This is a genomic window from uncultured Stenotrophomonas sp. (assembly GCF_963519925.1).
Lineage (GTDB): Bacteria > Pseudomonadota > Gammaproteobacteria > Xanthomonadales > Xanthomonadaceae > Stenotrophomonas > Stenotrophomonas maltophilia_AE.
The window spans coordinates 1-24,758 of sequence record NZ_CAUQPH010000008.1 but is presented as its reverse complement, the minus strand read 5'-3'; the positions used below and the strand labels follow the sequence as shown (position 1 = coordinate 24,758).

26 protein-coding genes are annotated in these 24,758 nt (G+C 63.1%); 18 read left to right on the top strand and 8 right to left on the bottom strand.

Annotated elements, in window-relative coordinates; genetic code table 11:
* Window positions 1-135: 135 nt before the first annotated feature.
* Genes coaE through RWO33_RS03005 form a run of 3 tightly spaced genes read right to left on the bottom strand, consistent with a single transcriptional unit; the run spans window position 136 to window position 2,885 of the window.
* Window positions 136-744 carry a dephospho-CoA kinase gene (coaE, locus tag RWO33_RS03015; RefSeq protein WP_314101874.1) on the bottom strand — a complete coding sequence of 203 codons (609 nt, stop codon included), beginning with the start codon at window positions 742-744 and terminating at the stop codon, window positions 136-138.
* Window positions 745-754: 10 nt separating this feature from the next.
* Window positions 755-1,618 (bottom strand): A24 family peptidase, encoded by an 864-nt coding sequence (locus RWO33_RS03010; RefSeq protein WP_314101871.1) that lies wholly within the window; start codon window positions 1,616-1,618, stop codon window positions 755-757.
* 7 nt (window positions 1,619-1,625) lie between these two features.
* Window positions 1,626-2,885 carry a type II secretion system F family protein gene (locus RWO33_RS03005; RefSeq protein WP_314101939.1) on the bottom strand — a complete coding sequence of 420 codons (1,260 nt, stop codon included), beginning with the start codon at window positions 2,883-2,885 and terminating at the stop codon, window positions 1,626-1,628.
* 357 nt (window positions 2,886-3,242) lie between these two features.
* On the opposite strand from RWO33_RS03005, the gene RWO33_RS03000 reads away from it, so the two are divergent.
* The 13 genes from RWO33_RS03000 to RWO33_RS02940 all read left to right on the top strand — a co-directional run bounded on the left by RWO33_RS03000 (window position 3,243) and on the right by RWO33_RS02940 (window position 12,838).
* Window positions 3,243-3,662, top strand: a complete 420-nt coding sequence (locus tag RWO33_RS03000) for a pilin (protein WP_314101869.1) — start codon at window positions 3,243-3,245, stop codon at window positions 3,660-3,662.
* Between the two features lie 97 nt (window positions 3,663-3,759).
* Window positions 3,760-5,487, top strand: a complete 1,728-nt coding sequence (pilB, locus tag RWO33_RS02995; protein ID WP_314101867.1) for a type IV-A pilus assembly ATPase PilB — start codon at window positions 3,760-3,762, stop codon at window positions 5,485-5,487.
* A gap of 63 nt (window positions 5,488-5,550) precedes the next feature.
* Window positions 5,551-5,964, top strand: coding sequence for a prepilin-type N-terminal cleavage/methylation domain-containing protein (locus RWO33_RS02990; RefSeq protein ID WP_314101865.1), 414 nt, complete (start codon window positions 5,551-5,553; stop codon window positions 5,962-5,964).
* Between the two features lie 189 nt (window positions 5,965-6,153).
* The gene (locus RWO33_RS02985) at window positions 6,154-6,594 is read left to right on the top strand and encodes a hypothetical protein (RefSeq protein WP_314101863.1); all 441 of its coding nucleotides are present in this window, start codon (window positions 6,154-6,156) and stop codon (window positions 6,592-6,594) included.
* A gap of 415 nt (window positions 6,595-7,009) precedes the next feature.
* Window positions 7,010-7,279, top strand: coding sequence for a hypothetical protein (locus RWO33_RS02980; protein ID WP_314101862.1), 270 nt, complete (start codon window positions 7,010-7,012; stop codon window positions 7,277-7,279).
* Between the two features lie 637 nt (window positions 7,280-7,916).
* Complete coding sequence (locus tag RWO33_RS02975) at window positions 7,917-8,621, top strand: hypothetical protein (RefSeq protein ID WP_314101860.1); 705 nt, start codon at window positions 7,917-7,919, stop codon at window positions 8,619-8,621.
* Window positions 8,622-9,094: 473 nt separating this feature from the next.
* Window positions 9,095-9,484, top strand: a complete 390-nt coding sequence (locus RWO33_RS02970; protein WP_314101858.1) for a hypothetical protein — start codon at window positions 9,095-9,097, stop codon at window positions 9,482-9,484.
* Window positions 9,477-9,806, top strand: a complete 330-nt coding sequence (locus RWO33_RS02965; protein ID WP_314101856.1) for a hypothetical protein — start codon at window positions 9,477-9,479, stop codon at window positions 9,804-9,806. Before RWO33_RS02970 ends, RWO33_RS02965 begins: the two co-directional genes overlap by 8 nt.
* Complete coding sequence (locus RWO33_RS02960) at window positions 9,803-10,192, top strand: hypothetical protein (protein ID WP_314101854.1); 390 nt, start codon at window positions 9,803-9,805, stop codon at window positions 10,190-10,192. Before RWO33_RS02965 ends, RWO33_RS02960 begins: the two co-directional genes overlap by 4 nt.
* 54 nt (window positions 10,193-10,246) lie before the next feature.
* Entirely contained in the window at window positions 10,247-10,474 is a 228-nt protein-coding gene (locus RWO33_RS02955; RefSeq protein ID WP_314101852.1) for a hypothetical protein, read from the top strand.
* Between the two features lie 283 nt (window positions 10,475-10,757).
* Window positions 10,758-11,240: a hypothetical protein gene (locus RWO33_RS02950; RefSeq protein WP_314101850.1), complete on the top strand. Its 483-nt coding sequence runs from the start codon at window positions 10,758-10,760 to the stop codon at window positions 11,238-11,240.
* A 477-nt stretch (window positions 11,241-11,717) separates the two neighbouring features.
* A complete protein-coding gene (locus RWO33_RS02945) occupies window positions 11,718-12,410 on the top strand; it encodes a hypothetical protein (RefSeq protein ID WP_314101848.1) in 693 nt (230 codons plus the stop codon).
* Between the two features lie 158 nt (window positions 12,411-12,568).
* Window positions 12,569-12,838, top strand: a complete 270-nt coding sequence (locus tag RWO33_RS02940) for a hypothetical protein (RefSeq protein WP_314101846.1) — start codon at window positions 12,569-12,571, stop codon at window positions 12,836-12,838.
* Between the two features lie 331 nt (window positions 12,839-13,169).
* Here RWO33_RS02940 and RWO33_RS02935 read toward each other — a convergent pair whose 3' ends face one another.
* From RWO33_RS02935 to RWO33_RS02925, 3 genes are all read right to left on the bottom strand, one after another.
* Window positions 13,170-13,718, bottom strand: a complete 549-nt coding sequence (locus tag RWO33_RS02935) for a SymE family type I addiction module toxin (RefSeq protein ID WP_314101844.1) — start codon at window positions 13,716-13,718, stop codon at window positions 13,170-13,172.
* A 572-nt stretch (window positions 13,719-14,290) separates the two neighbouring features.
* Entirely contained in the window at window positions 14,291-15,676 is a 1,386-nt protein-coding gene (locus RWO33_RS02930; RefSeq protein ID WP_314101842.1) for a sigma-54 dependent transcriptional regulator, read from the bottom strand.
* A gap of 64 nt (window positions 15,677-15,740) precedes the next feature.
* Window positions 15,741-17,354: an ATP-binding protein gene (locus tag RWO33_RS02925; RefSeq protein ID WP_314101840.1), complete on the bottom strand. Its 1,614-nt coding sequence runs from the start codon at window positions 17,352-17,354 to the stop codon at window positions 15,741-15,743.
* 337 nt (window positions 17,355-17,691) lie between these two features.
* Between RWO33_RS02925 and sucC the strand changes: the two genes are divergently transcribed.
* From sucC to RWO33_RS02910, 3 genes are all read left to right on the top strand, one after another.
* Complete coding sequence (sucC, locus tag RWO33_RS02920; protein WP_145479387.1) at window positions 17,692-18,861, top strand: ADP-forming succinate--CoA ligase subunit beta; 1,170 nt, start codon at window positions 17,692-17,694, stop codon at window positions 18,859-18,861.
* A gap of 21 nt (window positions 18,862-18,882) precedes the next feature.
* Complete coding sequence (gene sucD / locus RWO33_RS02915; RefSeq protein ID WP_145479388.1) at window positions 18,883-19,758, top strand: succinate--CoA ligase subunit alpha; 876 nt, start codon at window positions 18,883-18,885, stop codon at window positions 19,756-19,758.
* A gap of 148 nt (window positions 19,759-19,906) precedes the next feature.
* Window positions 19,907-21,541: an NAD+ synthase gene (locus RWO33_RS02910; protein ID WP_314101838.1), complete on the top strand. Its 1,635-nt coding sequence runs from the start codon at window positions 19,907-19,909 to the stop codon at window positions 21,539-21,541.
* A 7-nt stretch (window positions 21,542-21,548) separates the two neighbouring features.
* Here the strand turns inward: RWO33_RS02910 and RWO33_RS02905 are convergent, their stop codons facing one another.
* Together RWO33_RS02905 and RWO33_RS02900 are read right to left on the bottom strand one after the other, a co-directional pair.
* Window positions 21,549-22,163: a hypothetical protein gene (locus RWO33_RS02905; RefSeq protein ID WP_314101836.1), complete on the bottom strand. Its 615-nt coding sequence runs from the start codon at window positions 22,161-22,163 to the stop codon at window positions 21,549-21,551.
* A gap of 139 nt (window positions 22,164-22,302) precedes the next feature.
* Window positions 22,303-23,187: an outer membrane protein assembly factor BamD gene (locus RWO33_RS02900; RefSeq protein WP_145479391.1), complete on the bottom strand. Its 885-nt coding sequence runs from the start codon at window positions 23,185-23,187 to the stop codon at window positions 22,303-22,305.
* Window positions 23,188-23,303: 116 nt separating this feature from the next.
* Here RWO33_RS02900 and rluD point away from each other — a divergent pair, with 116 nt between their 5' ends.
* Together rluD and RWO33_RS02890 are read left to right on the top strand one after the other, a co-directional pair.
* A complete protein-coding gene (rluD, locus tag RWO33_RS02895) occupies window positions 23,304-24,299 on the top strand; it encodes a 23S rRNA pseudouridine(1911/1915/1917) synthase RluD (RefSeq protein ID WP_145479392.1) in 996 nt (331 codons plus the stop codon).
* Window positions 24,299-24,758: laccase domain-containing protein (locus RWO33_RS02890; protein WP_314101834.1), on the top strand; the 460-nt coding region annotated here is incomplete at its 3' end. The genes rluD and RWO33_RS02890, both read left to right, overlap by 1 nt.

Here is a 24,758-nt window from a genome sequence, read left to right as displayed (position 1 = left end):
CTTCGCAGCCCACCATCCCATCGGTAGAGCCACGCCCTGCGTGGCTGCTCTTCGCAGCCCACCATCCCATCGGTAGAGCCACGCCTTGCGTGGCTGCTCTTCGCCGCGCAACCCGCAGCCACGCAGGGCGTGGCTCTACGACGCCAGCTGCCGATAAGCCCGGTCCAACCGCTCCACCTCGGCCTGCAGCTGCTCCGGGTGCCCATCATTGACCACCACATCATCGGCCAGCGCCAGGCGTTCCTCGCGGCTGGCCTGTGCGGCAATCATCCGATCGGCAAGATCAGCATTCGTCCCGTCACGCTGCATCAGCCGCGCATGCTGCACGGCCACCGGCGCATCCACCACCAGGATCCGGTCCAGCCACGGGTAGCGCTGGCGGCCACCGGCCTCGGTCAGCAACGGAATGGCCGCAATGGCGTAGGGGCTGGCCGCCTCTTCGCAGGTGCGCCGCAGCAGCTCGCGGATGGCAGGGTGGGTAATGGCTTCCAGCGCCTGCCGCTCCTGGGCGGAGGCGAAAATGCGCTGGCGCAGCGCGGCACGGTCCAGCTGGCCATCGGCCAGCAGGATCCCGGAACCAAAGTGCGCCACGATCCGGTCCAGGCCGTCGCTGCCGGGCGCCACCACCGCGCGGGCGGCGACATCGGCATCGGCCACTACGATGCCCAATGCCTCGAAGCGGCGGCTGACTTCGCTTTTGCCGGCGGCCACGCCGCCGGTCAACCCCACCACGAACTGACTCATCGCCGTGCCCTCAGCGCAGGCCGGACATTCTCATGTACGCGTCGATCAGCGGCTCGCCCCACATGAACACGATCCAGCCAGCAATGGCCAGGTAGGGCCCGAACGGGATCGGCGTGGCATGGTCGCGGCCGCGCGAATACAGCCAGATGGAGCCCAGGATCGCGCCGATCACCGACGACAGCAGGATGATCGGCAGGATGCCCTTCAACCCGCACCAGGCGCCCAGCGCGGCCAGCAGCTTGAAATCGCCGTGACCCATGCCTTCCTTGCCGGTGATCTGCTTGAACAGCCACCACACCGACCAGAGCGACAGGTACCCGGCGATGGCGCCGAGCAGGGCCGGTTTGGCCGGCATGTACAGGTTGTCGATACTGCCTATCAGCCCCAGCCACATCAGTGGCAGGGTGAGCTGGTCGGGCAGCAGCTGGGTGCGCAGGTCGATCCCGGACAGGGCGACCAGGAAGCAGCTCAGCACGATGGCGCCAAAGCCCTGCCAGCCGAAGCCGAACTGCCAGACACTGGCCACCACCAGCAGCCCGGTGATCAGTTCCACCAGCGGGTACTGGATCGAGATCGGTGCGTGGCAATGGCGACACTTGCCGCGCAGTACCAGCCAGCTGAACAGCGGGATGTTCTCGTACCAGGACAGCTTGTGCTTGCAGTGCGGGCAGTGCGATGGCTCGACCACGATCCCGGGCGGGGGTGGCTCGTAGATGTCCGGCAGCTCCAGCACCTCGCGGGCGTCGCGCTTCCACTGCCATTCCAGCCTCTTGGGGAGGCGCAGGATGACCACGTTGAGGAAGCTGCCGATCAACAGCCCCAGTGCGGCCGCGGCGGGATAGCCGAGGCCGGGATGCTGGTCTAGAAATGCCATGGTGTCCTTAGCCGACGACGGCGCCGAGTTTGAAGATGGGCAGGTACATGCCGATCACCATGCCGCCGACAATAGTACCAATGAACACCATGATCATCGGCTCCAACAGGCTGCTCAGGGAGTCCACGGCATTGTTGACCTCCTGCTCATAGTACTCGGCCACCTTGAACAGCATGGTATCGAGCGCACCGGCCTCTTCGCCGATGGCGGTCATCTGGATGACCATGTGCGGGAAGATGTTGACCTGCTTCATGGCCATATTGACCGGGTAGCCGACCGCCACGTCGTCGCGCATCCGCAGCACGGCCTCCTCGTACACCTTGTTGCCGGTTGCGCCGGCTACGATGCCCAGCGCTTCGACCAGCGGCACACCGGCCTTGAAGGTCACGGCAGTGGTGCGGGCGAAGCGCGCGATGGCGCTGTTGTTCATGATCTCGCCGATCACCGGCACCTTCAGGATCAGGCGATCCATGGTGTGTTGCAGCTTGGGCGAGCGCTTGTAGGTGTAAATGAACCCGGCAAAGGCGCCGCCGAAGATCAACCCGATCAGCCACCAGTACGACACAGTGAACCGGGACAGGCTGACGATCATCTGGGTGAAGGCGGGCAATTCCGCGCCGAAACCGGAGAACACTTCTTCGAATTGCGGGACCACGAAGATCAACAGGATCGCGCTGACAATGATCGCCACCGCCACCACCATGGCAGGATAGAACAGCGCCTTCTTGATCTTGCCCTTCAGCGCTTCGATGTTCTCCTTGTAGGTGGCCACCGTGTCCAGCACGGTTTCCAGCACGCCAGCGCCTTCACCGGCCCGTACCAGGTTTCGGTAGAGCTCGTCGAACTGCACCGGGTGTTTGCTGATGGCCTCATACAGCGACGAGCCACCCTCGATATCGGTGCGGATTCCGTCCACCAGCTTCTTCATGCGCGGATTCTTGTGTCCGCTGCCAATGATTTCCAGGGCGCTCACGATCGGCACGCCGGACTTCATCATGGTGGCCATCTGGCGGCTGAAGAAAGAAATGTCCTTCGCCCCCACGGCTTTACCGGCCGCACCGAACAACGGTTTGGGCTTGGGCTTGACCACCCCCGGCATGATGCCTTGGCGGCGCAGCTCGGCGCGCAGCAGGTTGGCGTTCTTCGCCACCTGCTCGCCCTTCATCTTCACACCCCGCTTGTCGGTCCCCTCCCAGACAAACGGCTGCATCTCCATGGTGCTACGCGCCACGGGCTCTTTCTTGATCGCACTACGGCTGACAGACATGTAAGGCTCCCCGGCCGCGCCATCCCCAGGCGGGCTTCTGGCCGAATGGTAGCCGGTTCCGGCCCGCAGTGGCATCCCTCTTGCACGGCAGACCATGACCCGCGGCACGGGCCGGATCCGTCAGAAGGTGACGCAACACGTCACTATGCTGGGTGGGTCTCACTTTGTTGCGCGGGGGGTTCCAATCCTGAAGATTGCTGCCATCATTGCGCCGGGGAAATGCTGGGGAGCATTGCCGGGAACTTGGCACGCAACCTGCTATCAACCACCCGCACGGGCGTCAGCCTTGCTCGGCCGGTCCATCGGCCAGGCTTCGTCCCAGTGTTCGCTAACTATCTACCTCTAGGGGATGTACACATGAAGAAGCAGCAGGGCTTTACCCTTATCGAACTGATGATCGTTGTCGCGATCATCGCCATCCTGGCCGCCATCGCACTGCCGGCGTACCAGGACTACACCGTCCGTTCGCGCGTTGCTGAAGGCATGGGCCTGGTGTCCGCTGCCAAGGTGAGCGTTGTCGAAAACGCTGCCAACGGCAACGCCTTCGCCAGCGGCTACACCCCGCCGACCGCCACCCCGAACACCGCTTCGGTTGGCATCGCTGCCAACGGCGTGATCACCCTCACCACCACTGCTCGCGCAGGCGGCGGTACCATCGTCTTCACCCCGTCCCCGGCCCTGGTTGTGGGCACCCCCCCGGCCAGCAACGTGACCTGGGTCTGCAACACCGGCGGCACGCTGGCTGCGAAGTTCCGTCCGGCCGAATGCCGTCCGTGATGTTTGAAGTTCAGTAGCTGAAAAAAGCCCCGCACATGCGGGGTTTTTTTTGCGATAAATTACGCTACACGCCTGAAAGTCGTCCGGGGAACCACGCATGAACGCTATTGCTACCGCCAACCTTGTCGGCATTACCGGTATCGCGCGCCGTCTGGTACAGGACGGTGCGCTGGAGGAAGCCGCCGCCCGCGAAGCAATGGCCAAGGCAAGTGCAGCCAAGCAGCCGCTGCCACAGTATTTCGCAGAGAAGAAGCTGGTCACCCCGGCGCAACTGGCTGCGGCCAATGCACTGGAATTCGGCATGCCGTTGTTGGACGTCAACGTGTTCGACAGTGCGCAGAGTGCGATCAGCCTGGTGAGCGAGGAGCTGCTGCGCAAGCACCACGTGTTGCCGTTGTTCAAGCGGGGCGGAAAGCTGTTCGTTGGCACCAGCGACCCGACCCACTCACTGGATGAGATCAAGTTTCACACCAATCTGGTGGTCGAGCCGATCCTGGTCGATGAGGACCAGATCAGGCGCACACTGGAGCAATGGCAGTCCAAGCATGACGCCCTGGGGAATTCGCTCGGCGGCGATGACGAAGGCATGGGAGACCTTGAGGTCTCGGTCAACGACGACGAGGGCGGCACCACGGAATCCGGGGTGGATGCCAAGGGTGATGACACCCCGGTGGTGAAGTTCGTCAACAAGGTGCTGGTGGATGCGATCCGCAAGGGCGCTTCCGATATCCATTTCGAGCCTTATGAAGATGATTACCGCGTGCGGTTCCGTATCGACGGCCTGCTGAAGAACGTGGCCAAGGCGCCAGTCAAGCTGAGCCAGCGCATTGCTGCGCGCCTCAAGGTCATGTCGCAGTTGGACATCGCCGAAAAGCGCGTGCCGCAGGACGGGCGCATCAAGCTCAACCTGTCCAAGACCAAGCAGATCGACTTCCGCGTCAGCACCCTGCCGACCCTGTTTGGTGAAAAGGTGGTGCTGCGTATCCTGGACGGCAGTGCCGCCAAGCTGGGTATCGATAAGCTCGGCTACGAGCCCGAACAGCAACGACTGTTCCTTGAGGCCATCCACAAGCCCTACGGCATGGTGCTGGTCACCGGCCCCACGGGGTCGGGTAAGACGGTGTCGCTGTATACCGCGCTGGGAATCCTCAACGACGAAACGCGCAACATCTCCACTGCCGAGGATCCGGTAGAAATCCGCCTGCCGGGTGTGAACCAGGTGCAGCAGAACGTCAAGCGCGGCATGACCTTCGCCGCTGCTCTGCGCTCCTTCCTGCGACAGGATCCGGACATCATCATGGTCGGCGAAATCCGTGACCTCGAAACGGCTGAAATCGCGGTCAAGGCGGCGCAGACCGGGCACATGGTGCTGTCCACCCTGCATACCAATGACGGCCCACAAACGATCGCCCGACTGATGAACATGGGCATTGCTCCGTTCAACATCACCAGTTCGGTGACCCTGGTCATTGCACAGCGTCTGGCTCGCCGGTTGTGCAGCAACTGCAAGCGGCCAGCGAACCTCCCGGACAACGCGCTGCTGGCGGAGGGGTTCACCCAGGCCCAACTGGATGCAGGTATCACCCTCTACGAACCGGTTGGCTGCGACGAGTGCACCGAGGGCTACAAGGGCCGAACCGGTATTTACCAGGTGATGCCGATGAGCGAAGAGATCTCGGTGATCGTCCTGGAAGGCGGCAATGCAATCCAGATTGCTGAGGCTGCGCAACGCGCCGGCATCAACGATCTGCGGCAATCTGCTCTGGTGAAAGCGGCAGCCGGCACTACAAGCTTGGCCGAAATCAACCGTGTGACCAAGGACTGATAGCGTTCTCTTGGCACGATAAGTGCTTGCCAGTCAGTTGAATGGCCGACTGGGGGGCATGTAGTGAAGAGTGCGAAGGGGTTCACCCTGATTGAGTTGATGATCGTTGTGGCGATCATCGCCATTTTGGCGGCGATTGCCTTGCCTGCTTATCAGGATTACACGATACGGGCCAGGGTAACCGAGGCTTTGCTGATTGCATCGGCTCCCAAGGTTACGGTGGGGGAGAACATCAATAGCGCCAATGCGTTGAACGCGACGGCCTGCCGGGGCGTGGAAGGACAGGCGACGGCAACAACCAACGTGGTGTCAATGACGTGTACTGGAAACGGCGTCATCACGGTGGTCACTACGCTGAGAGCCGGAAATGTGACCGTTCTGCTGAGGCCGAGCTTCACGCAGGATGACGCCATCCGTTGGGCGTGCATCAGAACGGCGGGCGAGAACAGCCACGTGCCGGCGGGGTGTCGGAGCTGACGGGATTACGGGGGCTTCTTTATTTGTGAGGCTGGTTCCAACCGCCTTGCCCCGGGCATGTCATCATCCGCTCTGGCTCTTTGAGTGTGCTGTACGGATCGCGGCACCGACGCTATGCCGCCCTAAACGGAACTGGGTATGCGATCTGCAACGAGTTGGAGTGCGGGCAGCAAGGCAATGGCATTAGGAATGCTCGCCGCCGCGACGGTGTTTTCTGCAGGTGCTCAGAACGACGGGAAACCCACCTGGAGTTTGAAGGCATCCACTCCCACCGCCAAGCTCGTGGGCGAATGGGAACTGTCGAATCCCCCCGGAGCCGCAACAGCGAGACCCGGCTCGAGCACCCCCGGGGTAGCGCAGGTCGGCGTGACCAAAGGTGCTTCGTTCCAACTTTCGGTCAAGCTTGTGAGCCCGACCGGCGTCGTTAAAGACGTTACAGGATCCCCAAAGCTCATCTATCGACCAAAGGGCTGCATGTCGATCGGGGCCAACGGGATTGCGACGGTTCTGCGCTCGGCCCCTGAGCCGTGGACATGCAATTCCGGCGATCCGGTGCCGCTCACCATCATCTACGCCGATCAGTCGACCGGTGTTGCGGCAGTCAACATGTACTTGTTCAAAATCAATTGAGATCGTTGGATCTGGCGCAGGCTGGCCTTTGATCCGCCATTGCGCTATCAGGTTTGGCCCGAAGAATATTGGCGGCGCCGTGACATGCCGCGCTTGAAGGACTTTGCAGAGGCTAAAAGGATTGCAGCTTCGTGGTCGACTCGCTGTCGCCGACCTCAGCTACCAACTTCTGCAGCGGCGCAATAGGCAGGGACGCACAGTGGGGCTTGGCTCACGTGCAGGCGTTCACGCCGCCGTGCGACGGTGCGTCATCGGCTTGCTGTTGCCTGCGCTTGCGATGCTTATCCCTGCCTGCGCAAAGGCTCAGGTCAAGATTCCCGAGAGGGCATGCGGGATGAGGCGCTGATCGTTGCCAGTGATGTATTCGGCCACCAGTCAGTCGACTAATTCCATGGCTTGGCACCTGGAATAACTAATGTCCAAAGAATGGCTTATTCAAGTTAAAGGGTTCATCAGGCGTGGCGATGCTCGAATACCAGCGGAAGTAGGAGCATCGACGCCCGAATCCGTTGATGGTGAAACGGAGTATCGATGCCGAGTTCGGTTATCGCCATTCTTGAGGAGGGAAGTTGAAATTGCTGGCATGGATTCTCACCAAGCCGAGAAACTAGCCACTGCCTTCGCCAAGTCGATCATAGGAGATGAGCTGCTGGAAGACGAAGCCGGCCAGGGGATTCAATGGTAGTTGCTCGTCGCTGGGCAGCTCATTGCCACCATCGGCCCTTGGCAGTACGTGGCTGACGTCCGCTCTTTGGCGTACTTCACCAGCGATGCACCGGGGTGCGCTGTTGCCGGTGGTGAGTGCTCGCACCGGAAATCCATCTGCTGCTCTTGCTGGCGTCATTCCAGCTGAACTCTTTCAGGTAAAAGAAGGGCTGAGCTGCAACATGTTCGTGACCTCAATCGTTGGGTAACTTCTTTCCAAGGGCGCGCGGCAGCGCTTGGGCAGGTGTTGAAGGGAGTGGTGTACTCTGCTGAAAGGGAGTGCTCAGACGCGAATGGAGGAAGGCTTCAACCAATAATGGCAGGCGGAGCGTATGACGATTTTTTGCGTCCAAGCGCAGGTGGGATGACAGTGGTCGACATTCGAGGGTTGTGTCATGAGGCCGCGTGGAAGTGTCCTGCTATTGGCTGTGCTGTTAGTCCAAGGTTCGCCGAGATTCGGCGAGCTCGGAATGGCGGGAGGATGATCTCGATCTCGGGCATTCGAGGGCGCCAGCGGGTGCGAGACCACTCGCCTCCGGTCGATGCGCTCGGATGTGGCGTGTAGTGTATGGATAGCTCAGATAGGGATTTCAGGTTTTCAAGTGCAGGAGACTGGTGTGAGTGACGTGACGTGTCAGGAGATGTTTGATGATGTCGAGTTCCATGATGGCGTCATCAATTCAGTTTCCCTATCAATTGTTGAGCGAACATGCGAGATCGACTTAAGCCTTGGTGACTACAAGGTGGGTAGGGCGAGATCAGTGTGCTTGCTCTCCTGTGCGGGCACGGAGGAGTTCTTCGGGCGATTTGGTTTTGAGGAGTTGGCCCGCAACGCTTCATTCGGGAACATCCAAGATGGTCGCGTTGACGCCTCACGCGGAAGTCTTCGGCTCTACCTGGCGGGAGGCCTCGTCGAGGCGGCCGGTCGTGATGTGCGGTTGGCTGCACTGCCTCGGCCAATGGATGCAACCGAAACGTCGCGCGTTCGGGCTGGCGGTGGCGGGTTCAAGCAGATCGAGGGTATGGAGTTCGATTTTTCATATTTAGAATCGATCCATTTCTCGCCTGCCGCCGGTATTTGCTCCATGAATCTTCTCATTCGCAACGGAGGCATTACCTCAGAGCCCCAGCCTGTGACGATCGCATTTGGTGGTGTGACGTCTTGCCTGGCCAGGCTGGATGTCGCCTCGCTGGCGGCCGAACACCGGTTTGGCAATGTTCGAAGCTGCATAGTTCACCGTAAGCAGAATATGATCAGGATGTACGTCAGCGATGGCTTCATTGAAGTGGTCGCGATGCGCGTCTCGATTGTTCAGCCATGACAGCTCGCGAAGTCTTGCCGTGATGCTGTTGTTTGGTACGCCCATGGTCGTAGTTTGCTGTTTGTCGCTAAATGGATCCAAGGCTTCTTGAGCAGTGCTTGAGTTGCAGGTCGAGCCGCAAGCCTTGCGGGTCGGCAGAACGGGCCGAGAGGCTGTGCCAGATCCATATCCAGATCCACGTCCTGGTCGCCAGCCAGGAAACATTCGGTCCGCCAGTCATTGGTAGCGTCTGCTTGGATGAGGCAGATTCCACAGGCTGTATAGACCATCCGGCTGACGCCTCGCGATGCTCAACGAGGAACTTTGGCGCCAGATTGTTGAAGGGTGTGAGGTGGCAGCGAGTCTCGAGCAACGTGCTGAGTCGTACCGTGCCGCCGTGCCCTGGAAGTCGTATGCTTCCCTCGGGCGTGCGCGCCAGTTCGAATTCAGGGACACGCGGGAATGGGTAGATGAGCTTCTGAAGGGATGCGGGTATGAAAGACGTAACGGGTCAAATGCAGAGATTCAAGGAAGCAAGCCGGCATATCTGGAATTCCTACCTGATGCCTGGCGAAGGTGTCCTGGACATGGCGGTGGAGGATTCTTTCCTCCAGATCGAGCGAGAGCTGCTGCGCAGCATCGTGCTCGAGGGGAGTGCCGCCGCAGATCAATACGGGCACTCCGCAAGTGCTGGCCTTATCGTCAAGCCAAGCGAGAGTTTGGATGTCAGTGTTCCCATGGACGCGGCTTTCCTCGAACAATTTGGTCCGGATGCTACGCTTAGTCTGAAAATGAGTAGTATTGCAACACGCTGCGAGGTTGATTCCGAATCGGTGCGCGTAGGCGACCTGACCGGTCGGATTGGTGACGATGATCATGGATAAGTTCGTGTTTCATCTCTTCTACGTCGCCGTGGCCATCATCATCAGCCGAACGTGCGCGGTAATTCTTGCGCGTCGAGCTGTGGAGAAGACCGCGGGCGAGGAAGTTCTCGCCAAGCTGCCCCTTTTGGCGTCCAGAGACATCGGCGATATGCAGGACACCTTCTACGGGTGCGTGCTGGCGATCAGAACGGGTTCCTTGCGCAGGCCTGCGACCATGGCTGCGCTTGTGCAAATGTGCCTGTGGGGCGTCGTCGTTGCCCTGCTGTTGATGATGGCCGTCGTGGGTATTATTGACATTGTGAAACACGCAAAAGGGGAGTGATCGTGTATCCGGATACGGAAAAATCAAGCCCCGGGAGTGAATGGAAGGGATTGATCGCGTTCTTGCGGGCGCTGTGTTCAATCTATGAGCGCGGGAAAGTTCAGGCTCCACACGTGCACGTCAAGTATGCCCAAGACGAGCAGATATACGTCAACTGGACCCCGGGACGTCAGTCGGGCATCGAAGTGAACGGGCTTCGTGATCCCGGGTTTGGCCCTGGACCGGTGTACTACGCTGATCTGGATTTGGTCGAGGTCAGGCTGAGTGATTGGGTAGCGCAGAAGGGAGAGGCCGGACGGGCAGGCCTTGCGTATCTTTTAGAGACGCTGGCCGGTAGCCCCGACCTTGAGCTCGGCGACGAGACCGTTCTCTGGAAGAAGCGGTGACCTTGCCTTCCAACGTGAGAGGGCGTGATCATAGAGCTCCCGAGGAGTAGGGAAGTGAAGTACGAAGACGGGTTTGAGGTGCTGCTCCATGACCAGGTGGATCTGGGTGGGGGGGTGACCGGAACGGTTGTCGCGGTGTTAGATACCGGGATGTACACCCCTGATTATCTGGAGGAGCATTGGGGTTACCTTGCACAAGGCGCCCTGGTGAAATCGTTGGAAATCGGCTTGGTGCATTTTCCGTGTCCCGATGTTGATTTCACGCTAATTCGCCGCGGTTGAGGTGTCTTGCGGTCTGGTTGGCCTGGGGACGTCCGTCCATGCTGCGAGGTGCGAGGTGCGAGGTGCGAGGTTGCCGCCGGCCGTTTGATCGGTGCACTGTGGTTTACGTGCGGACCTGCGTTTTTCGTCTTTATCAATCTGCAGCGACGGCTGGGTTACAGGGTCAGCGTTATGAGCAGTTAGTAGTGCAGGCACAGGCGCAGTTTGCGCTTGTATTTGATGAGCCAATCGGAACGGAAGAAATGTCGCTGCAGGTCCCCAAGGTGTCATGAGATCATCCCGAATGGCTAATTTGCCAACTGCAGTGACGACCGAGTACGACCGCCTCGTTAGCGCGGATGACTGGGATGGCGTGAGGGTCCTGCTCGCGCCTCTTGTGGAGTTCGGTCTTGCAGAGGCGCTTTACCTATCGGCCATGTCGAGTCAGCCGGGCGAGAGTGAAGAGCAATTCCACGCACGTCATGTCGATTCTGTGAGAGTGGCGGCGAAATCGGGCTACGCGCCTGCGCTATTCATGCAAGGCATGTATCACTTGTTCGGTGACCTGGCGCCATTGGACAAGAAGCTGGCAGCAGAGAGTTTTGCGGCCGCAGCTCGTCAAGGCTACCCCCCAGCTCAGTATGAGTACGGGCTCTCGTTGGTGCATGGGGTCGGCGTTTCCGCCGATGTCCTGAAAGGGATGCGCTTGATTCACGCTGCCGCTTCTGCGGGGAATGAGGCCGCCCAGGAGTTTGTTCGAGCCGAGGGCGACAGTGCCGGGCTATAGATGGCTACGATCGGTAAGGTCGGCGGAGACTTAAAATCGTCCTGATGGCGCTGGGGTGTTGCTCAGGTCAAGTGAGGCTCGGACGGACGACTGAAATCGTCACCGGCCGAAGTAGTCACGCCGCTACCGTATTGATCGGTGCTTGTGCTGCAGGTCAAGCGACAAGCTCTGTGAGGTACGGCAGAAGGGTCGAGGCGCTGAGGAACAAAACAATGAGTAATGAACCCCCTCAGTCTACGCTCCAAGCGCTGGCCGTCATCTATAAGAACGGTGACGGTCCTTCCAGTGCGGTGTACGTGAAATACGGGGGTGACAAAGCGGTTTGCCAGAAGCGGGCGCCCCGGCGTCTCTGAAGACGACACTGCGTGAAGACACGCTCGATGACCGGGGTGCGGCGACTTGGTGAGAACATGCGGGATGATGCGCCCAAAAAAATCAAATGCAACGGGGCGTGCCCACTTGCCGTTGGGACTTCAGATGAAAATGGAATTACCAGAAATCAGGGTTTTCGTCCACGGATGGCCTCCCTACACCGGCGCGCAGGTTGAACTCGCAATGGTCTCAATGGATGGGTACACGACTGAGAATCTTCAGCGGGCAGTCTCGGACGCCGTGAGCATGGTTGATCAATCGGTCGGAGGCGCGGAGCTTCCGCTCTTGAGGCCTCAATTGTCCGTTTGGCTCCGAAGCGAACGAGGTGTGCGCGCCAGGATGAGGCTTTCCGCGGAATTGATCCGGAGGATTTCAGCTGTGGGCGCCAGCATTGACTTCGATCCTTATATGTACGATGGGATGGAGTATCTTCGCTCGGAAATGACCGGCGCGCGGGTGGCACCGCCCGAGGTCAGTGCCTTCGTTCTTGGCTCTGATCCGGGCTCTGGAGCGGAAAAGGTAATCGCGAGGTCGGCCTGTGGCGTGTACAGTTTCGAGAATGTTGAACTGTTGATCTACGCCATGCTGAAGGACGCTTGTGTCGAGGTAGGCGAGTTGCTGCCTCGATGGAACCCTCGCGTCTTGCTGCAGCCGACTCTTCGCCGCGATGATCGAGCCAGCATGCACTTCACTTCAGACGTGATACGGAAAATTGCAGAAGCCGGTGCATCATTGGAATTCGATCCCTCCGTTTATGTCGACGTGGAGGATCAATCAAGACTGCTCGATGGCTGCTGATTGTCCGGGCGGCTGATAGCTGGAACGTCATGGGCTTCCGCATCTGAGTTTCCAAGCTCAGGGTTATGGCGGGCAATACAGTCGTGGGTACGAAGCAAGGCGCGCTGCGGAATTGGGTGGCCGTTTGGCCGTTGGTCAACAAGGCTCAGGGAGGTGCGATGAAGTATGTTAATAATGGACCAGGCATTGCTGTAGGGGACTCGGTGCTTGTTGAAGGCGATATAAGAGGGGTGGTAATTCGCGATTTTGACAACTGGCAATGCTTGACTGGCTATGAGGGTTGGTTGACCAAGGAGGAAATGGTGGGTGGGGGATTTCTGTCCAGTGGTGTCTTGATCGAAACCGCGGAAATCGGCATCGTCCACTATGCCTTGCCTGACGATGAAATCGCTTTGGTTGCTCGGGCAGAGGCAGATCCACACCCTTAGTCGGGATGCTTTGCGGAAATTATGTTTCTGGGATGTGGGCCGGGGTACCTGCGCCTTGCTTGCGATTGCTTGAGGGCCCCTGTTCGCGTTCAAGTTGCTGGAAGTCCCAAAGAGCGATTGGGCCAGAGACCATGGCGAGCAGAGGCCTGGGCGCGCTGTTTAAGTTGCGGGATGTTCTCGATGGCGAATCAGGATTGGACCTGGCCGCGAGCTCGATAGCCTGGCGAAGGGCGTGTCAGGCAAAGTGATGGCATGTTCTTCACCATTGGCGTTTGACTCGATGCCTCGGCTCTGGTGCCCCTTCGTTGGGCCAGCCGGGCAGAGCCCGGCTCTACCTCACCGTCTGGTGCTTCTGCTGCAGCTTCCACCAGAACCACTGCGAGGTGCTGGAGAACGGGGCCAGGCGTTCTGCCAGGTCCAGATCGACGTCGTGGTCGCCGGCGAGAAAGCATTCGGCCAGATCCTGCGAGATGCCGATGGCGTGGGCGAAGTCCAATGTGGACGCGCCCATGGGAGCGAGGATGTGCTCGCGCACCAGCCAGCCGGGGTGTTCGTGTACGACGTCGCTGCCCGGATCTGCGCTACCCAGCTTTTCGATATGCTTTTCAAAGTTCCGCGGCTGCCGGTCGCGCGTTGATTCGGGGTATTCGATCAAGCGGACGATCAACTGGCCGACGCTGGCTTCGACGCTGACGCTTGCACCGGTTCGGAAGCCTGCCTTTTCCAGCCAGTGTCCGTGTATCGAAAGGCACGGTGCGGCACCGTTGCTGAAGGTGTCCATCCACGCGTAGGTATGCGCGCGCACGGTGTAGTGGCGCGGGCGGGCTGCGGTGGGGAGGTGGACTTCGGGGAAGAGAGGGGTGTTGCGTGCTGAGCGCATGGGGAGCCTCCAAGGGGAAATCTCCCTTGCCGGGTGGGCAAGGGAGCCGGGAGGTTCAAATCCGCGTACGTGCGAGCGGCGTGGCGTATTTCCCCGGATGAGGGGTCTTGTATTAGCCACCCTCCCGACATGGGACGTCCATAATTTTGCACGTACATGGAGATTTGAAGCTCCGTCGCACACCATGCGCGATGATGTGTTGGGCGGCTAGTTGATTGTTTCTGTTGGGTTTGCGACTTTCGGTAGGCGTTGCCTAAACCGTGTCGCGAGTGGCGCGGGTTTGGGCGGAAGTGCGACGGTGGTGCGGTTTGGGTGGGGTGGTCGCGTCATGGTTGACGTGGGACACGCGTGGCGTGTCGCTACGCGGATCACGCAGTTGGCGCAGTGACACGCCACGCGTGTCATCGCGTCAAACGGTCGAACGTAGTGACACGCCATGCGTGTCATCGCGGTGCGTGGCGAAGCCGGGGTCGCGGCCCCGGGATAAGAACGTGACGATCATCGCGCCCAGCCACGCAGGGCGTGGCTCTACGGGTTTGTTGCCCCACGTGGAATTCAAGCCGGTTTCGGATTCAATCCATTCCCAGCTTTTTCAGCTTGTACCGCAACGCACGGAAGGTGATCCCCAACTGCGCTGCGGTCTTGGTCTTGTTCCAGCGGTTCTCTTCCAGCGCCTTCTGGATCGCGGTGCGTTCCATCTGTTCGATATACGAAGGCAGCGCGCCACTGCCCGCAGGCAGGTCCACCACGGCTTCTTCATGCGCCGCCACCGCCGCGCCGGTCTGGCGCACCGCCCCCGGCTGCGGCAGGCGCAGGTCGCTGTCGCCGATGCTGTCGCCTTCGGCCAGGGCCAGCGCACGCTCCAGGATGTTCTCCAGCTCGCGCACGTTGCCCGGGAAGTGGTATGCGCCCAGCGCTTCCAGCGCCGACGGCGCCAGCAGCGGGGTGGGGCGGCCGTGCGTGCGCGCCAAGCGGGAAAGAATGGAGGCCGCCAACTGCGGCAGGTCGCTGCGGCGCTCGCGCAGCGGCGGCACGCGCAGTTCAATCACGTTGATGCGGTAATACAGGTCGTGGCGGAAGCGCCCATCCTCCACCAGGTCGCCCAGGTCCTTGTGGGTGGCAGAAAGAATGCGCACATCCACCGGCACTTCGGTGGCCGCGCCCACCGGGCGGATCGATTTCTCCTGGATCGCACGAAGCAGCTTCACCTGCATCTGCAGCGGCAGCTCGGCCACTTCATCCAGGAACAGGGTGCCCCCATGCGCGGCCTGGAACAGGCCGGGCTTGTCGGCGTGGGCGCCGCTGAAGCTGCCCTTCTTGTGCCCGAAGAATTCGCTTTCCATCAGTTCCGATGGAATGGCGCCGCAGTTCACCGGCACGAACGGGCCGGCCGCACGCGCGCTCTGGCCGTGGATGGTGCGCGCCACCAGCTCCTTGCCCACGCCCGATTCGCCCAGGATGTACACCGGCGCCTGGCTGCGCGCGACCTTGGTGATGGTGGCACGCAGGCCGTCCATCGCGGCCGACTCGCCGAGCAGGCGTGCGGTGGTGTCGCTGGTCAGCGGCGGCGGGGCGGGGCGCTCGGTGTTGTTGAGTTCCAGTGCGTGCTTGACCAGGCCGCGCAGCACCGAAATGTCCACCGGCTTGCTGACGAAGTCGAACGCGCCGGCCTTCAGTGCTTCCACCGCCAGGTCCATGCTGCCGAAGGCGGTGATCATCGCCACCGGGGTGCGCGGGTAGTGCTGGGCGATTTCGGTGACCAGTTCGATGCCGTTGCCGTCGGGCAGCCGCATGTCGGTGATGCACAGGTCGTAGGGGTTGCTGGCCAGCAGCTCGCGCGCTTCGGCAAGGTTGGCGGCGGTGCTGATGCGCAGGCCCATGCGGCCCAGGGTCAGTACCAGCAGTTCGCGGATGTCGCGTTCGTCGTCGACGACGAGGGCGCTGCGGGTTTCGTTCATATGGGGGAAAGATAGCCGAGTGCGGTTGATAACGACAAATTGTTGACGCCCGCAGGGTAGCGGATCATTGCGGCAGCATGGTGTGCGGGCCGGGCAGCACCAGCCGGAAGCACGCACCGCCTGCCGGCACCGACACGTACTCCAGGCTGGCCTGGTTGGCGCGGCACAGTTCGCGGGCGATATACAGGCCCAGCCCGGTGCCGTGCTCGGAGGTGGTGAAGAACGGCCGGAACAGCTGGGCGGCCACCGATTCGGGAATGCCCGGGCCGCGGTCCATCACGTCGATCACCGCTGAGCGGTCCTGGCGCGCCACCCGCAGTCGTACCCGGGCCGGGTCCTGGCCGGTGCGGCCGTACTTGAGCGCGTTGTGGACCAGCACGGTGAGGATCTGGTGCAGGTGGCGCGGGTCGACCAGGCCATGCACGGAGGAGGCGCTGATGATCGGCTCGATGCTGTCCGTTTCCAGGGTCAGGCTCTGCTTGTACTCCAGCACGAAGCGGCGCACGAACGCGGCCAGGTCCAGGTTTTCCGGGTTGGCCCGTTCGCGCCGGGCCAGCCCCAATACGCTTTCGACGATGCCGTTGGTGCGCTGGCACTGCTGGTGGATGATCTGCAGCAGGCGGCGGTCGGTGTCGCCGATGGCGGTGGACTCTTCCAGCAGCTGGGCGGCGTAGTTGATCGCCGCCAGCGGGTTGCGGATCTCGTGGGCCAGGCTGGCCGAGAACCGACCCATGGCCGACAGGGTGAGCGATTCGGCGCGCCGCGAGACCACGCTGGAGTCGTCCAGGAACACCAGGGTGAGGTCGCTGCCGGCCAGCAGGCGGGCGAAGCGCGGCTGCACTTCGGGCTGGTCGGCGGAGAGCTGCAGTGGGGTTTCTTCGTTGGCCCAGCCATTACGCCAGCGCTGCAGGCGGCGGCTGAGGTCGGGGGCGGCGCTGCCCAGGTCGAGCAGGCCGGTGCCGCTGTTGCCGTCGTTGTCGCCGATCAGGGTGGAGGCCGCTTCGTTGGCCAGGGTGATGCGGTTGGCCGCGTCCACCACCAGCACGCCGGTGCGCATGCGGCGGATGATCAGTTCGTTGATCTGGAACAGGTTGGCCACCTCGTCGCCGCGCTGGTTGGCGAGCTGCTGATTCTGGCGGGCACGGTTGCCGACCTGGTAGCTGACGAACGCCAAGGCCAGGAAGCTGCTGATGAACATGGCCAGCTCGGCCAGGGTGCGGGTGGGGTCGCCGGTTTCCAGCAGGTTCCACACGTAGCCGCCGGCGGTGGCGGCCCCGGCCGTCAGGGCAAGGCCCATGCCCCACGACAGCGGCAGCAGGGTGGCGGCGGCGGCGATGTTGAACAGCAGGGCCATGGAGAGGCCGGCGCTGGCGCCGGGCAGGGCATGGGCCAGCAGCACGGTGGCGGCGATGTCCACCAGCAGGCTGGTGACCACGGTGCGGCGCAGCCAGCGGTCGTTGCGGCCGAGCATGAGGATGAGCAGCGACGCCACCAGGTAGCTGATGCTGACGATCGCAGCCAGTTCCGGGTGGGTGGACTCCCCCACCAGCCCACTGAGCGGGCTGAACAACAGCGCGGCGATGACCGCGGCGATCAGCACCCGGTACAGGGCGAAGAAGTACAGCTCCCGCTTCGGCAAGGACTCGATGCGGTCGATCAGTGAAGCGCTGGGTGACACGCCGGAACTCCCCTTCTGGCTGTCGGGTGGTGAAGCCGGGCAGAGCCCGGCTCTACCGGCCCCCCCGCCGTAGAGCCGGGCTCTGCCCGGCTGCTCGTATCCTCACAGTATAGGAAACCCACCCGAAGATGGGTGGCCTGCGCCAGGCCGCGCATTCTGCCCGCTTGCGAACCGCGCCCCGCCTGCCCTGGCCGACGCAACTGACTGAATGGCGGTGGAAAAGTTCCACGGCGGGCTGCCGGTTTCACACGCATTTTGCGCCTGCGCGCCGGGTCGTCCACAATAGTGGGCCCGCCGCGGTCCGTGCGTGCGGTCGTTCCTATTCCCACGGTGACGCATGAATTTCCACGAATACCAGTCAAAACAGCTGCTTGCCGAGTACGGCATCCCGGTCCCGGCCGGCAAGGTCGCAGCGACTCCCGAAGAAGCGGTCGAAGCGGCCAATGCCTTGGGCCAGGGCCCCTGGATGGTGAAGGCTCAGATCCATGCGGGCGGTCGCGGCAAGGCTGGCGGCGTCAAGTTCTGCAAGACCACCGATGACGTCAAGGCCGCTGCGGCCAAGATGCTCGGCACCAAGATGGCCACCTACCAGACCGCGGGCGTTGAACTGCCGGTCAACCTGGTGCTGGTGACCACCGCCGGTGAGATCGTCAAGGAACTGTACCTGTCGGTGCTGGTCGACCGTGGCACCAAGACCATCACCTACATCGCCTCTTCGGAAGGCGGCGTGGAGATCGAGCAGGTTGCTGCTGAAACCCCGGAGCTGATCCACTCGCTCAACGTCGATTTCGTTGAAGGCGTGCAGGGTTACCACGGCCGCGATTTCGGCTTCAAGCTCGGCCTGACCGCCAAGCAGGCCGGCCAGTTCGCCAGCATCATGGTGAACCTGTACCGCCTGTTCAACGAAAAGGACCTGGCGCTGGTTGAAATCAACCCGCTGGCGATCCTGGACGACGGCAACCTGTACGCGCTGGACGGCAAGTTCGACAGCGACGACAACGCCGCATTCCGTCAGAAGGCCCTGGTCGCCATGCGCGACAAGACCCAGGAAGACGAAACCGAAGTGACCGCTTCGGAGCTGGACATCAACTACGTCACCATGGACGGCAACATCGGCTGCATGGTGAACGGCGCCGGCCTGGCCATGGCCACCATGGACGTGATCAAGCTCAACGGCGGCGAGCCGGCGAACTTCCTGGACGTGGGCGGCGGTGCGAACAAGCAGCGCGTCATCGAAGCGTTCAAGCTGATCCTGTCCTCGGACAAGGTCGAAGGCATCTTCGTCAACATCTTCGGCGGCATCGTCCGCTGCGACATGATCGCCGAGGGCATCATCGCCGCGGTCAAGGAAGTGGGCGTCAAGGTTCCGGTCGTGGTGCGCCTGGAAGGCACCAACGTGGAAGAAGGCAAGCAGCTGCTGCGCGACAGCGGCATGGCCATCATCCCGGCTGACAACATCAACGACGGTGCCAAGAAGGTCGTCGAAGCTGTCAAGAACGCCGCCTGATCCGACACCGAAGGAATAACAATGTCTGTTTTGATCAATAAGAACACCAAGGTGATCGTGCAGGGCTTCACCGGCCAGCAGGGCACCTTCCACGCCACTCAGATGATCGAGTACGGCACCCAGGTCGTCGGCGGCGTGACGCCGGGCAAGGGCGGCACCACCCATATCGACCTGCCGGTGTTCAACACCGTGGCCGATGCCGTGCAGAGCACCGGCGCTGATGCGTCGGTCATCTACGTGCCGCCGCCGTACGCGGCTGACGCGATCCTGGAAGCTGCGGCTGCCGGCATCAAGGTCATCGTGTGCATCACCGAAGGCATTCCGGTGCTGGACATGCTGCGCGTGAAGAACGTGCTGACCCGTGCGCATCCGGACACCGTGCTGATCGGGCCGAACTGCCCCGGCGTGATCACCCCGGGCGAATGCAAGATCGGCATCATGCCGGGCCACATCCACAAGCCGGGCAAGATCGGCATCGTGTCGCGTTCGGGCACCCTGACCTATGAAGCGGTCAAGCAGACCACCGAAGTCGGCCTGGGCCAGTCCACCTGCATCGGTATCGGTGGTGACCCGATCAACGGCCTGAACTTCGTCGACTGCCTCAAGCTGTTCAACGAAGACCCGCAGACCGAAGGCATCATCATGGTCGGCGAAATCGGCGGCGACGCTGAAGAAGCCGGCGCCGAGTACATCAAGAACCACGTGAAGAAGCCGGTCGTCGGTTTCATCGCCGGTGCGTCGGCTCCGGCCGGCAAGCGCATGGGCCACGCCGGTGCGATCGCATCGGGCGGCAAGGGCACGGCCGAAGGCAAGTTCGCCGCCATGGAAGCTGCCGGTGTGGTCACCGTCCGCTCGCCGGGCGACCTGGGCGCCGCCATCGCCAAGCTGGTGAAATAAGCGCGCCGGCCGCAACGCGGCCAACCACGCGTAGCGCCGACTGTTAGTCGGCAAACGAAAAGCCGCCCCCAGGGGCGGCTTTTCTGCTTTTGCAGTCCGCCGAACCACCAGCGCTACAATGGGCCATCGCAACCACAGGCTTCACCACATGACCTCGATCCGCATCGCGATGGCCCAGTTCGATTTCCCGGTCGGTACGGTCGAACGCAACACCGACACCATCATCGCGATGATCGCCGAGGCGCGCGATGAGTTCGGCGCCGAGCTGGTGGTGTTCCCGGAACTTGCCATCAGTGGCTACCCGCCCGAAGACCTGCTGCTGCGTCCCCGCTTCCTGTACGACTGCCAGCAGGCAATGGCGCGAATCGCCGCAAGCACCCAGGGCATCACCGCCGTGGTCGGCTGGCCCGAGGCCACCGGTGCGGTGGTCTACAACGCCGCCAGCGTGCTGCGCGACGGCGAGGTGCTGCACACCTACCGCAAGCGCGAGCTGCCCAACTATGCGGTGTTCGACGAACGCCGCTACTTCGACATCGACCCCGACGGCGGCAGCTGCGTGTTCGACCTGAAGGGCGTGCCGGTGGGCGTGCTGGTGTGCGAAGACCTGTGGTTCCCGGAGCCGCTGGCCGACACCGTGCGCAATGGCGCCGAACTGGTGGTGATTCCCAATGCGTCGCCCTACGAGCGCGGCAAGCACGCCCAGCGCGATGCGCTGCTGGCCGAACGCACCCGCGAAAGCGGTGCGGCGCTGCTGTACGTCAACATGGTCGGCGGGCAGGACGCACTGACGTTCGACGGCGCATCGGTAGTGGCCGACGGCGATGGCACCGTGCACCCGGCCGCCGCGGCCTTCACCGACCAGTGGCTGGTGGTGGACTACGACGCGGAATCCCGCCGTTTCCTGCCGCGCGAGTGGATGGACGATGGCGACGAGAGCATGGATGCGCTGGCCTGGCGCGCGGTCACCCGCGGCATCCGCGACTACTGCGGCAAGAACGGGTTCAAGAAGGTGTGGCTGGGCCTGTCCGGCGGCATCGATTCGGCGCTGGTGCTGGCGATGGCGGTGGACGCGCTGGGTGCGGACAACGTCACCGCGGTGCGCCTGCCATCACGCTATACCGCGGACATGTCCAACGACCTGGCCGCCGAGCAGTGCCGCGCGTTGGGGGTGAAGCTGGAAGCGGTATCGATCGAACCGGTGTTCGAAGGCCTGATGACCGCGCTCGGCCCGATGTTCGAAGGCCAGCCGGCGGACGTGACCGAGGAAAACCTGCAGTCGCGCGCACGCGGGGTGATCCTGATGGCGCTGTCCAACAAGTTCGGCGGGCTGCTGCTCACCACCGGCAACAAGAGCGAGTACGCGGTCGGCTACGCCACCATCTACGGTGACATGTGCGGTGGCTATGCGCCGCTGAAGGACCTGTACAAGACCGAGGTGTTCGGCTTGTCCAAGTGGCGCAACACGGTGGGCGGTGCGCCGGTGATCCCGCCGGCGGTGATCGCGCGGCCGCCGTCGGCCGAGCTGCGCGCCAACCAGACCGACCAGGATTCGCTGCCGGCCTACGACGTGCTGGACGGCATCCTGTACCGCTACGTGGACCAGGAGCAGTCGCGCGAGGAGATCGTGGCGGCCGGCTACGCCGCCGAGGTGGTCGACCGGGTGCTGCGGCTGGTGCGCACCAGCGAGTGGAAGCGCCACCAGGCCGCACCGGGACCGAAGGTGTCGCGGCGCGCGTTCGGTCGCGAACGGCGCTATCCGATCAGCAACGGCTACAAAGGCTGAGCGCAGGCTAGCGGAACAGATCCGGTCGCACGTGCTGCGCACGGCTGATGAAGCTGTGCAGCACGTCGAACGGGAGGGATCCTTCCTGACAGCTGTACCCGCTGTTGCGGCCGATCTCGTCGAGCGCGCGCACCAGCAGCTTCTCCGACCGGGCCGACACCAGGCCGTGGTCCGTGTTGGCTGCCAACGACTGCAACAGCAGCTTGCGGACGTACCGGGTTGATACCTCGTCGCCGTCGTCGAGCACGGGCAGCGCCTGGGTCAACGCGTCGAAATCCACCGCGACGCGACTGGAGGCCGCCTGCCACGAGTTCGGCGTGCGGCCAACGTCAGGACGATCGGCAAAGCTGACCGTGCGGGAGGGCGGGGTGAACGCCACGGGATTGTTCCGCTGGGCCATCCTGGGCGCCGTCCCCCCGGTTGTTGTCCTGACCTCCTTCAGCGTCTGCGCGATGCCGCGACCGGGCGCGGCAGGAGCAGTCTTCCGGCTTGGGGCGCTGGAAAACAGGCGGTTTTCGATGGCGCTGATGTCGAGCCGTCCCGGCGCCGGGGACGGACGTGACGCAGCGTCGGTGCGGCGCAACGGGAGCGCGGCAGGGGGCGCGGAGGGAATTCGGGACATGGCGGGGACGGACGACGGGGGCGGGGAGCGGAAGGTAGCCGGCTTCCGCTGGACGTGCCTTCAAGAATTACGCATCCGCGCACACAAAAAAAACGGGCAGCCATGAGGCTGCCCGCTTCAATTTCCTACCGCGCTGGAATCAACGGCGGTTCATGGTCGCATTGCGCTGGCCGGTGCTGGCCGACTTCTCGCCTGCGAACGGGTTCAGCTTGCGGACCATCCACGGGTACTTCGGCCAGTTGCCCTGCAGCCACGGGTGCTCGGGCTGGTTCAGCTCCAGCACGCGGCGGGCGTCGTCGGCCAGGGTCTTGTTGCCCAGGTGGGTATAGGCCTCACCCAGCGCGGCCACGGCGTCGTACTGGAAGGCGCTCTGCGGGTAGGTTTCCAGCAGGTAGTTGGCGCGGCCGGCGGCCGAGACCCAGGCCTCGCGGCGCAGGTAGTACAGGGCGTTGTCCAGCTCGTGCTGGGCGAACACGTCGCGCAGCTCGAGCATGCGGCTGCGTGCGTCGGCGGCGTAACGGCTGTTGGGGTAACGCTCGACGACGATGTTGAAGTCGGCGTAGGCCTGGCGCGGGGTGGACAGGTCGCGGCGGCTCGGGTCCAGCGACCACACGCGGCGCAGGAACACCGTGTTGCGGTTGCTGTTGGCCAGCCCGCGCAGGTAGTACATGTAGGCGATGTTGCGGTGGGTCGGGTAGGTGCGGATGAAGCGGTCGATGCTGGACACCGCGTCATCGTGCTTGCCGGCCTTGTACTGGGCGTAGGCGGTTTCGATCATCGCCTGCTCGGTGTACGGGCCGTACGGGTACTGGGCGATCAGGCGGCGGAAGGTCGCCTCGGCGCCGCTCCAGTTGCCCTTTTCCATCAGGCCATGGCTCTTTTCGTAGATCGTTTCTACCGGCTGGCCTTCCTCCGGGTTGTCACCCTTGGCGCCACGGTGGCAGCCGGTGGAAACGAGGGCCAGGACCAGCATCAGGGCCGCGGTGCGGACGGGCGCGGACAGCAGGGAAGAGCGTCGGATCATGGGGTCAGGGCGGGACGCGGCTGGAATACGAAGGGTCGATGATAGCCTAGTGGCCTGTCCTGCGACTGAAAGTGGTCGCCGGGACCCCCAATTTGTCTTCCTGCGGTGTGCTCCCCATGTCCGATAACCCTTCTGAAACCGACTCCACCCGCCAGGCCACGGTGCCCGATACCGCCGCTGGGCGGCGCTTCGACGCCGTGCTGGCCGAACTGTTCCCCGAATTCTCCCGGTCCAAGCTGACCGAGTGGATCAAGTCTGGCGACGTGCTGCTGGACGGCAACCCGGTGCGCGGCCGCGACCCGGTGCGCGGCGGCGAGGTGGCCAGCCTGCATGTCGTGCTGGACACCCAGACCCATGCGGAGCCCGAAGACATCCCGCTGGACATCCTGTACGAGGATGAACACGTTTACGTGATCAACAAGCCGGTCGGCCTGGTGGTCCACCCGGGCGCCGGCAACCCGAGCGGCACCCTGGTCAACGCGCTGCTGTTCCGCGACCCGGGCCTGTCGGTGCTGCCGCGCGCCGGCATCGTGCACCGCCTGGACAAGGACACCAGCGGTGTCATGGTGGTGGCCCGTACGATCCAGGCGCAGACCGCGCTGGTGGAACAGCTGGCCGCGCGCAACGTGCACCGCCAGTACCTGGCAGTGGTGGTGGGCGCGCTGGTGTCCGGCGGTACCGCCGATGCGCCGATCGACCGCCACCCGCGCGACCGCATCCGCATGGCGGTGCGCGAGGACGGCAAGGACGCTGTGACCCATTACCGCCTGCGCGAGCGGTTCCGCGCCCACACCGCGCTGGAGTGCCGCCTGGAGACCGGGCGTACCCACCAGATCCGCGTGCACATGGCCCACCTCAAGCACGCCATCGTCGGCGATTCGCTGTACGGCGGTGCGCTGAAGCTGCCCAAGGGCGCCAGCGACGAGCTCGTGGCCCAGCTGCGCGGCTTCAAGCGCCAGGCGCTGCATGCCGAAACGCTGGAATTCGCGCACCCGATCACCGGCGAGCCGATCCGCAACAGTGCGCCGGTGCCGGCTGACATGGTCGCGCTGATGGACGCGCTGCGCGAAGACACCAAGCGTATCGCCGAGCTGGAGCGCGGGCGCCGCTGATGGCCACGTCCGCTGCGCCGCTGTCCCTGGCCCACGCTGCCGTGCCGGTGCTGGCGGCGGAGTGGGTGGCGCCGCCCGGGGTGCATGCCGTGACCACCCTGCGCCATGGCGCGGGTGGGTCGTTGCCGCCGTTCGAGCAGTTCAACATGGGCAACCGGTATGCCGCCGACGGCGATGATCCGGCCCAGGTGGAGCTCAATCGTTCCCTGCTGCGGGATGGCCTCGGCCTGCCCTCGGCACCGCACTGGCTGCGCCAGGTGCATGGCACGGGCGTGCTGCGCTTCGAGGGCCCGCCCGGCGCCATCGGTGTGGACGACGAACCCACTGCCGATGCGGCGGTGACCTCGGTGCCGGGGGTGGTGCTGGCCATCCTCACCGCCGACTGCCTGCCGGTGGTGCTGGCCGCGCGCGACGGCGCCGAGATCGGCGCGGCGCAATACGGCTGGCGCGGGCTGGACG

Excerpts from the sequence above, each read along its gene's own strand:
- coaE (WP_314101874.1), bottom strand. The coding sequence starts at position 744 with ATGAGTCAGTTCGTGGTGGGGTTGACCGGCGGCGTGGCCGCCGGCAAA.
- RWO33_RS03010 (WP_314101871.1), bottom strand. The coding sequence starts at position 1,618 with ATGGCATTTCTAGACCAGCATCCCGGCCTCGGCTATCCCGCCGCGGCC.
- RWO33_RS03005 (WP_314101939.1), bottom strand. The coding sequence starts at position 2,885 with ATGTCTGTCAGCCGTAGTGCGATCAAGAAAGAGCCCGTGGCGCGTAGC.
- RWO33_RS03000 (WP_314101869.1), top strand. The coding sequence starts at position 3,243 with ATGAAGAAGCAGCAGGGCTTTACCCTTATCGAACTGATGATCGTTGTC.
- pilB (WP_314101867.1), top strand. The coding sequence starts at position 3,760 with ATGAACGCTATTGCTACCGCCAACCTTGTCGGCATTACCGGTATCGCG.
- RWO33_RS02985 (WP_314101863.1), top strand. The coding sequence starts at position 6,154 with ATGCTCGCCGCCGCGACGGTGTTTTCTGCAGGTGCTCAGAACGACGGG.
- RWO33_RS02980 (WP_314101862.1), top strand. The coding sequence starts at position 7,010 with ATGTCCAAAGAATGGCTTATTCAAGTTAAAGGGTTCATCAGGCGTGGC.
- RWO33_RS02970 (WP_314101858.1), top strand. The coding sequence starts at position 9,095 with ATGAAAGACGTAACGGGTCAAATGCAGAGATTCAAGGAAGCAAGCCGG.
- RWO33_RS02965 (WP_314101856.1), top strand. The coding sequence starts at position 9,477 with ATGGATAAGTTCGTGTTTCATCTCTTCTACGTCGCCGTGGCCATCATC.
- RWO33_RS02950 (WP_314101850.1), top strand. The coding sequence starts at position 10,758 with ATGGCTAATTTGCCAACTGCAGTGACGACCGAGTACGACCGCCTCGTT.
- RWO33_RS02945 (WP_314101848.1), top strand. The coding sequence starts at position 11,718 with ATGAAAATGGAATTACCAGAAATCAGGGTTTTCGTCCACGGATGGCCT.
- RWO33_RS02940 (WP_314101846.1), top strand. The coding sequence starts at position 12,569 with ATGAAGTATGTTAATAATGGACCAGGCATTGCTGTAGGGGACTCGGTG.
- RWO33_RS02935 (WP_314101844.1), bottom strand. The coding sequence starts at position 13,718 with ATGCGCTCAGCACGCAACACCCCTCTCTTCCCCGAAGTCCACCTCCCC.
- RWO33_RS02930 (WP_314101842.1), bottom strand. The coding sequence starts at position 15,676 with ATGAACGAAACCCGCAGCGCCCTCGTCGTCGACGACGAACGCGACATC.
- sucC (WP_145479387.1), top strand. The coding sequence starts at position 17,692 with ATGAATTTCCACGAATACCAGTCAAAACAGCTGCTTGCCGAGTACGGC.
- sucD (WP_145479388.1), top strand. The coding sequence starts at position 18,883 with ATGTCTGTTTTGATCAATAAGAACACCAAGGTGATCGTGCAGGGCTTC.
- RWO33_RS02910 (WP_314101838.1), top strand. The coding sequence starts at position 19,907 with ATGACCTCGATCCGCATCGCGATGGCCCAGTTCGATTTCCCGGTCGGT.
- RWO33_RS02905 (WP_314101836.1), bottom strand. The coding sequence starts at position 22,163 with ATGTCCCGAATTCCCTCCGCGCCCCCTGCCGCGCTCCCGTTGCGCCGC.
- RWO33_RS02900 (WP_145479391.1), bottom strand. The coding sequence starts at position 23,187 with ATGATCCGACGCTCTTCCCTGCTGTCCGCGCCCGTCCGCACCGCGGCC.
- rluD (WP_145479392.1), top strand. The coding sequence starts at position 23,304 with ATGTCCGATAACCCTTCTGAAACCGACTCCACCCGCCAGGCCACGGTG.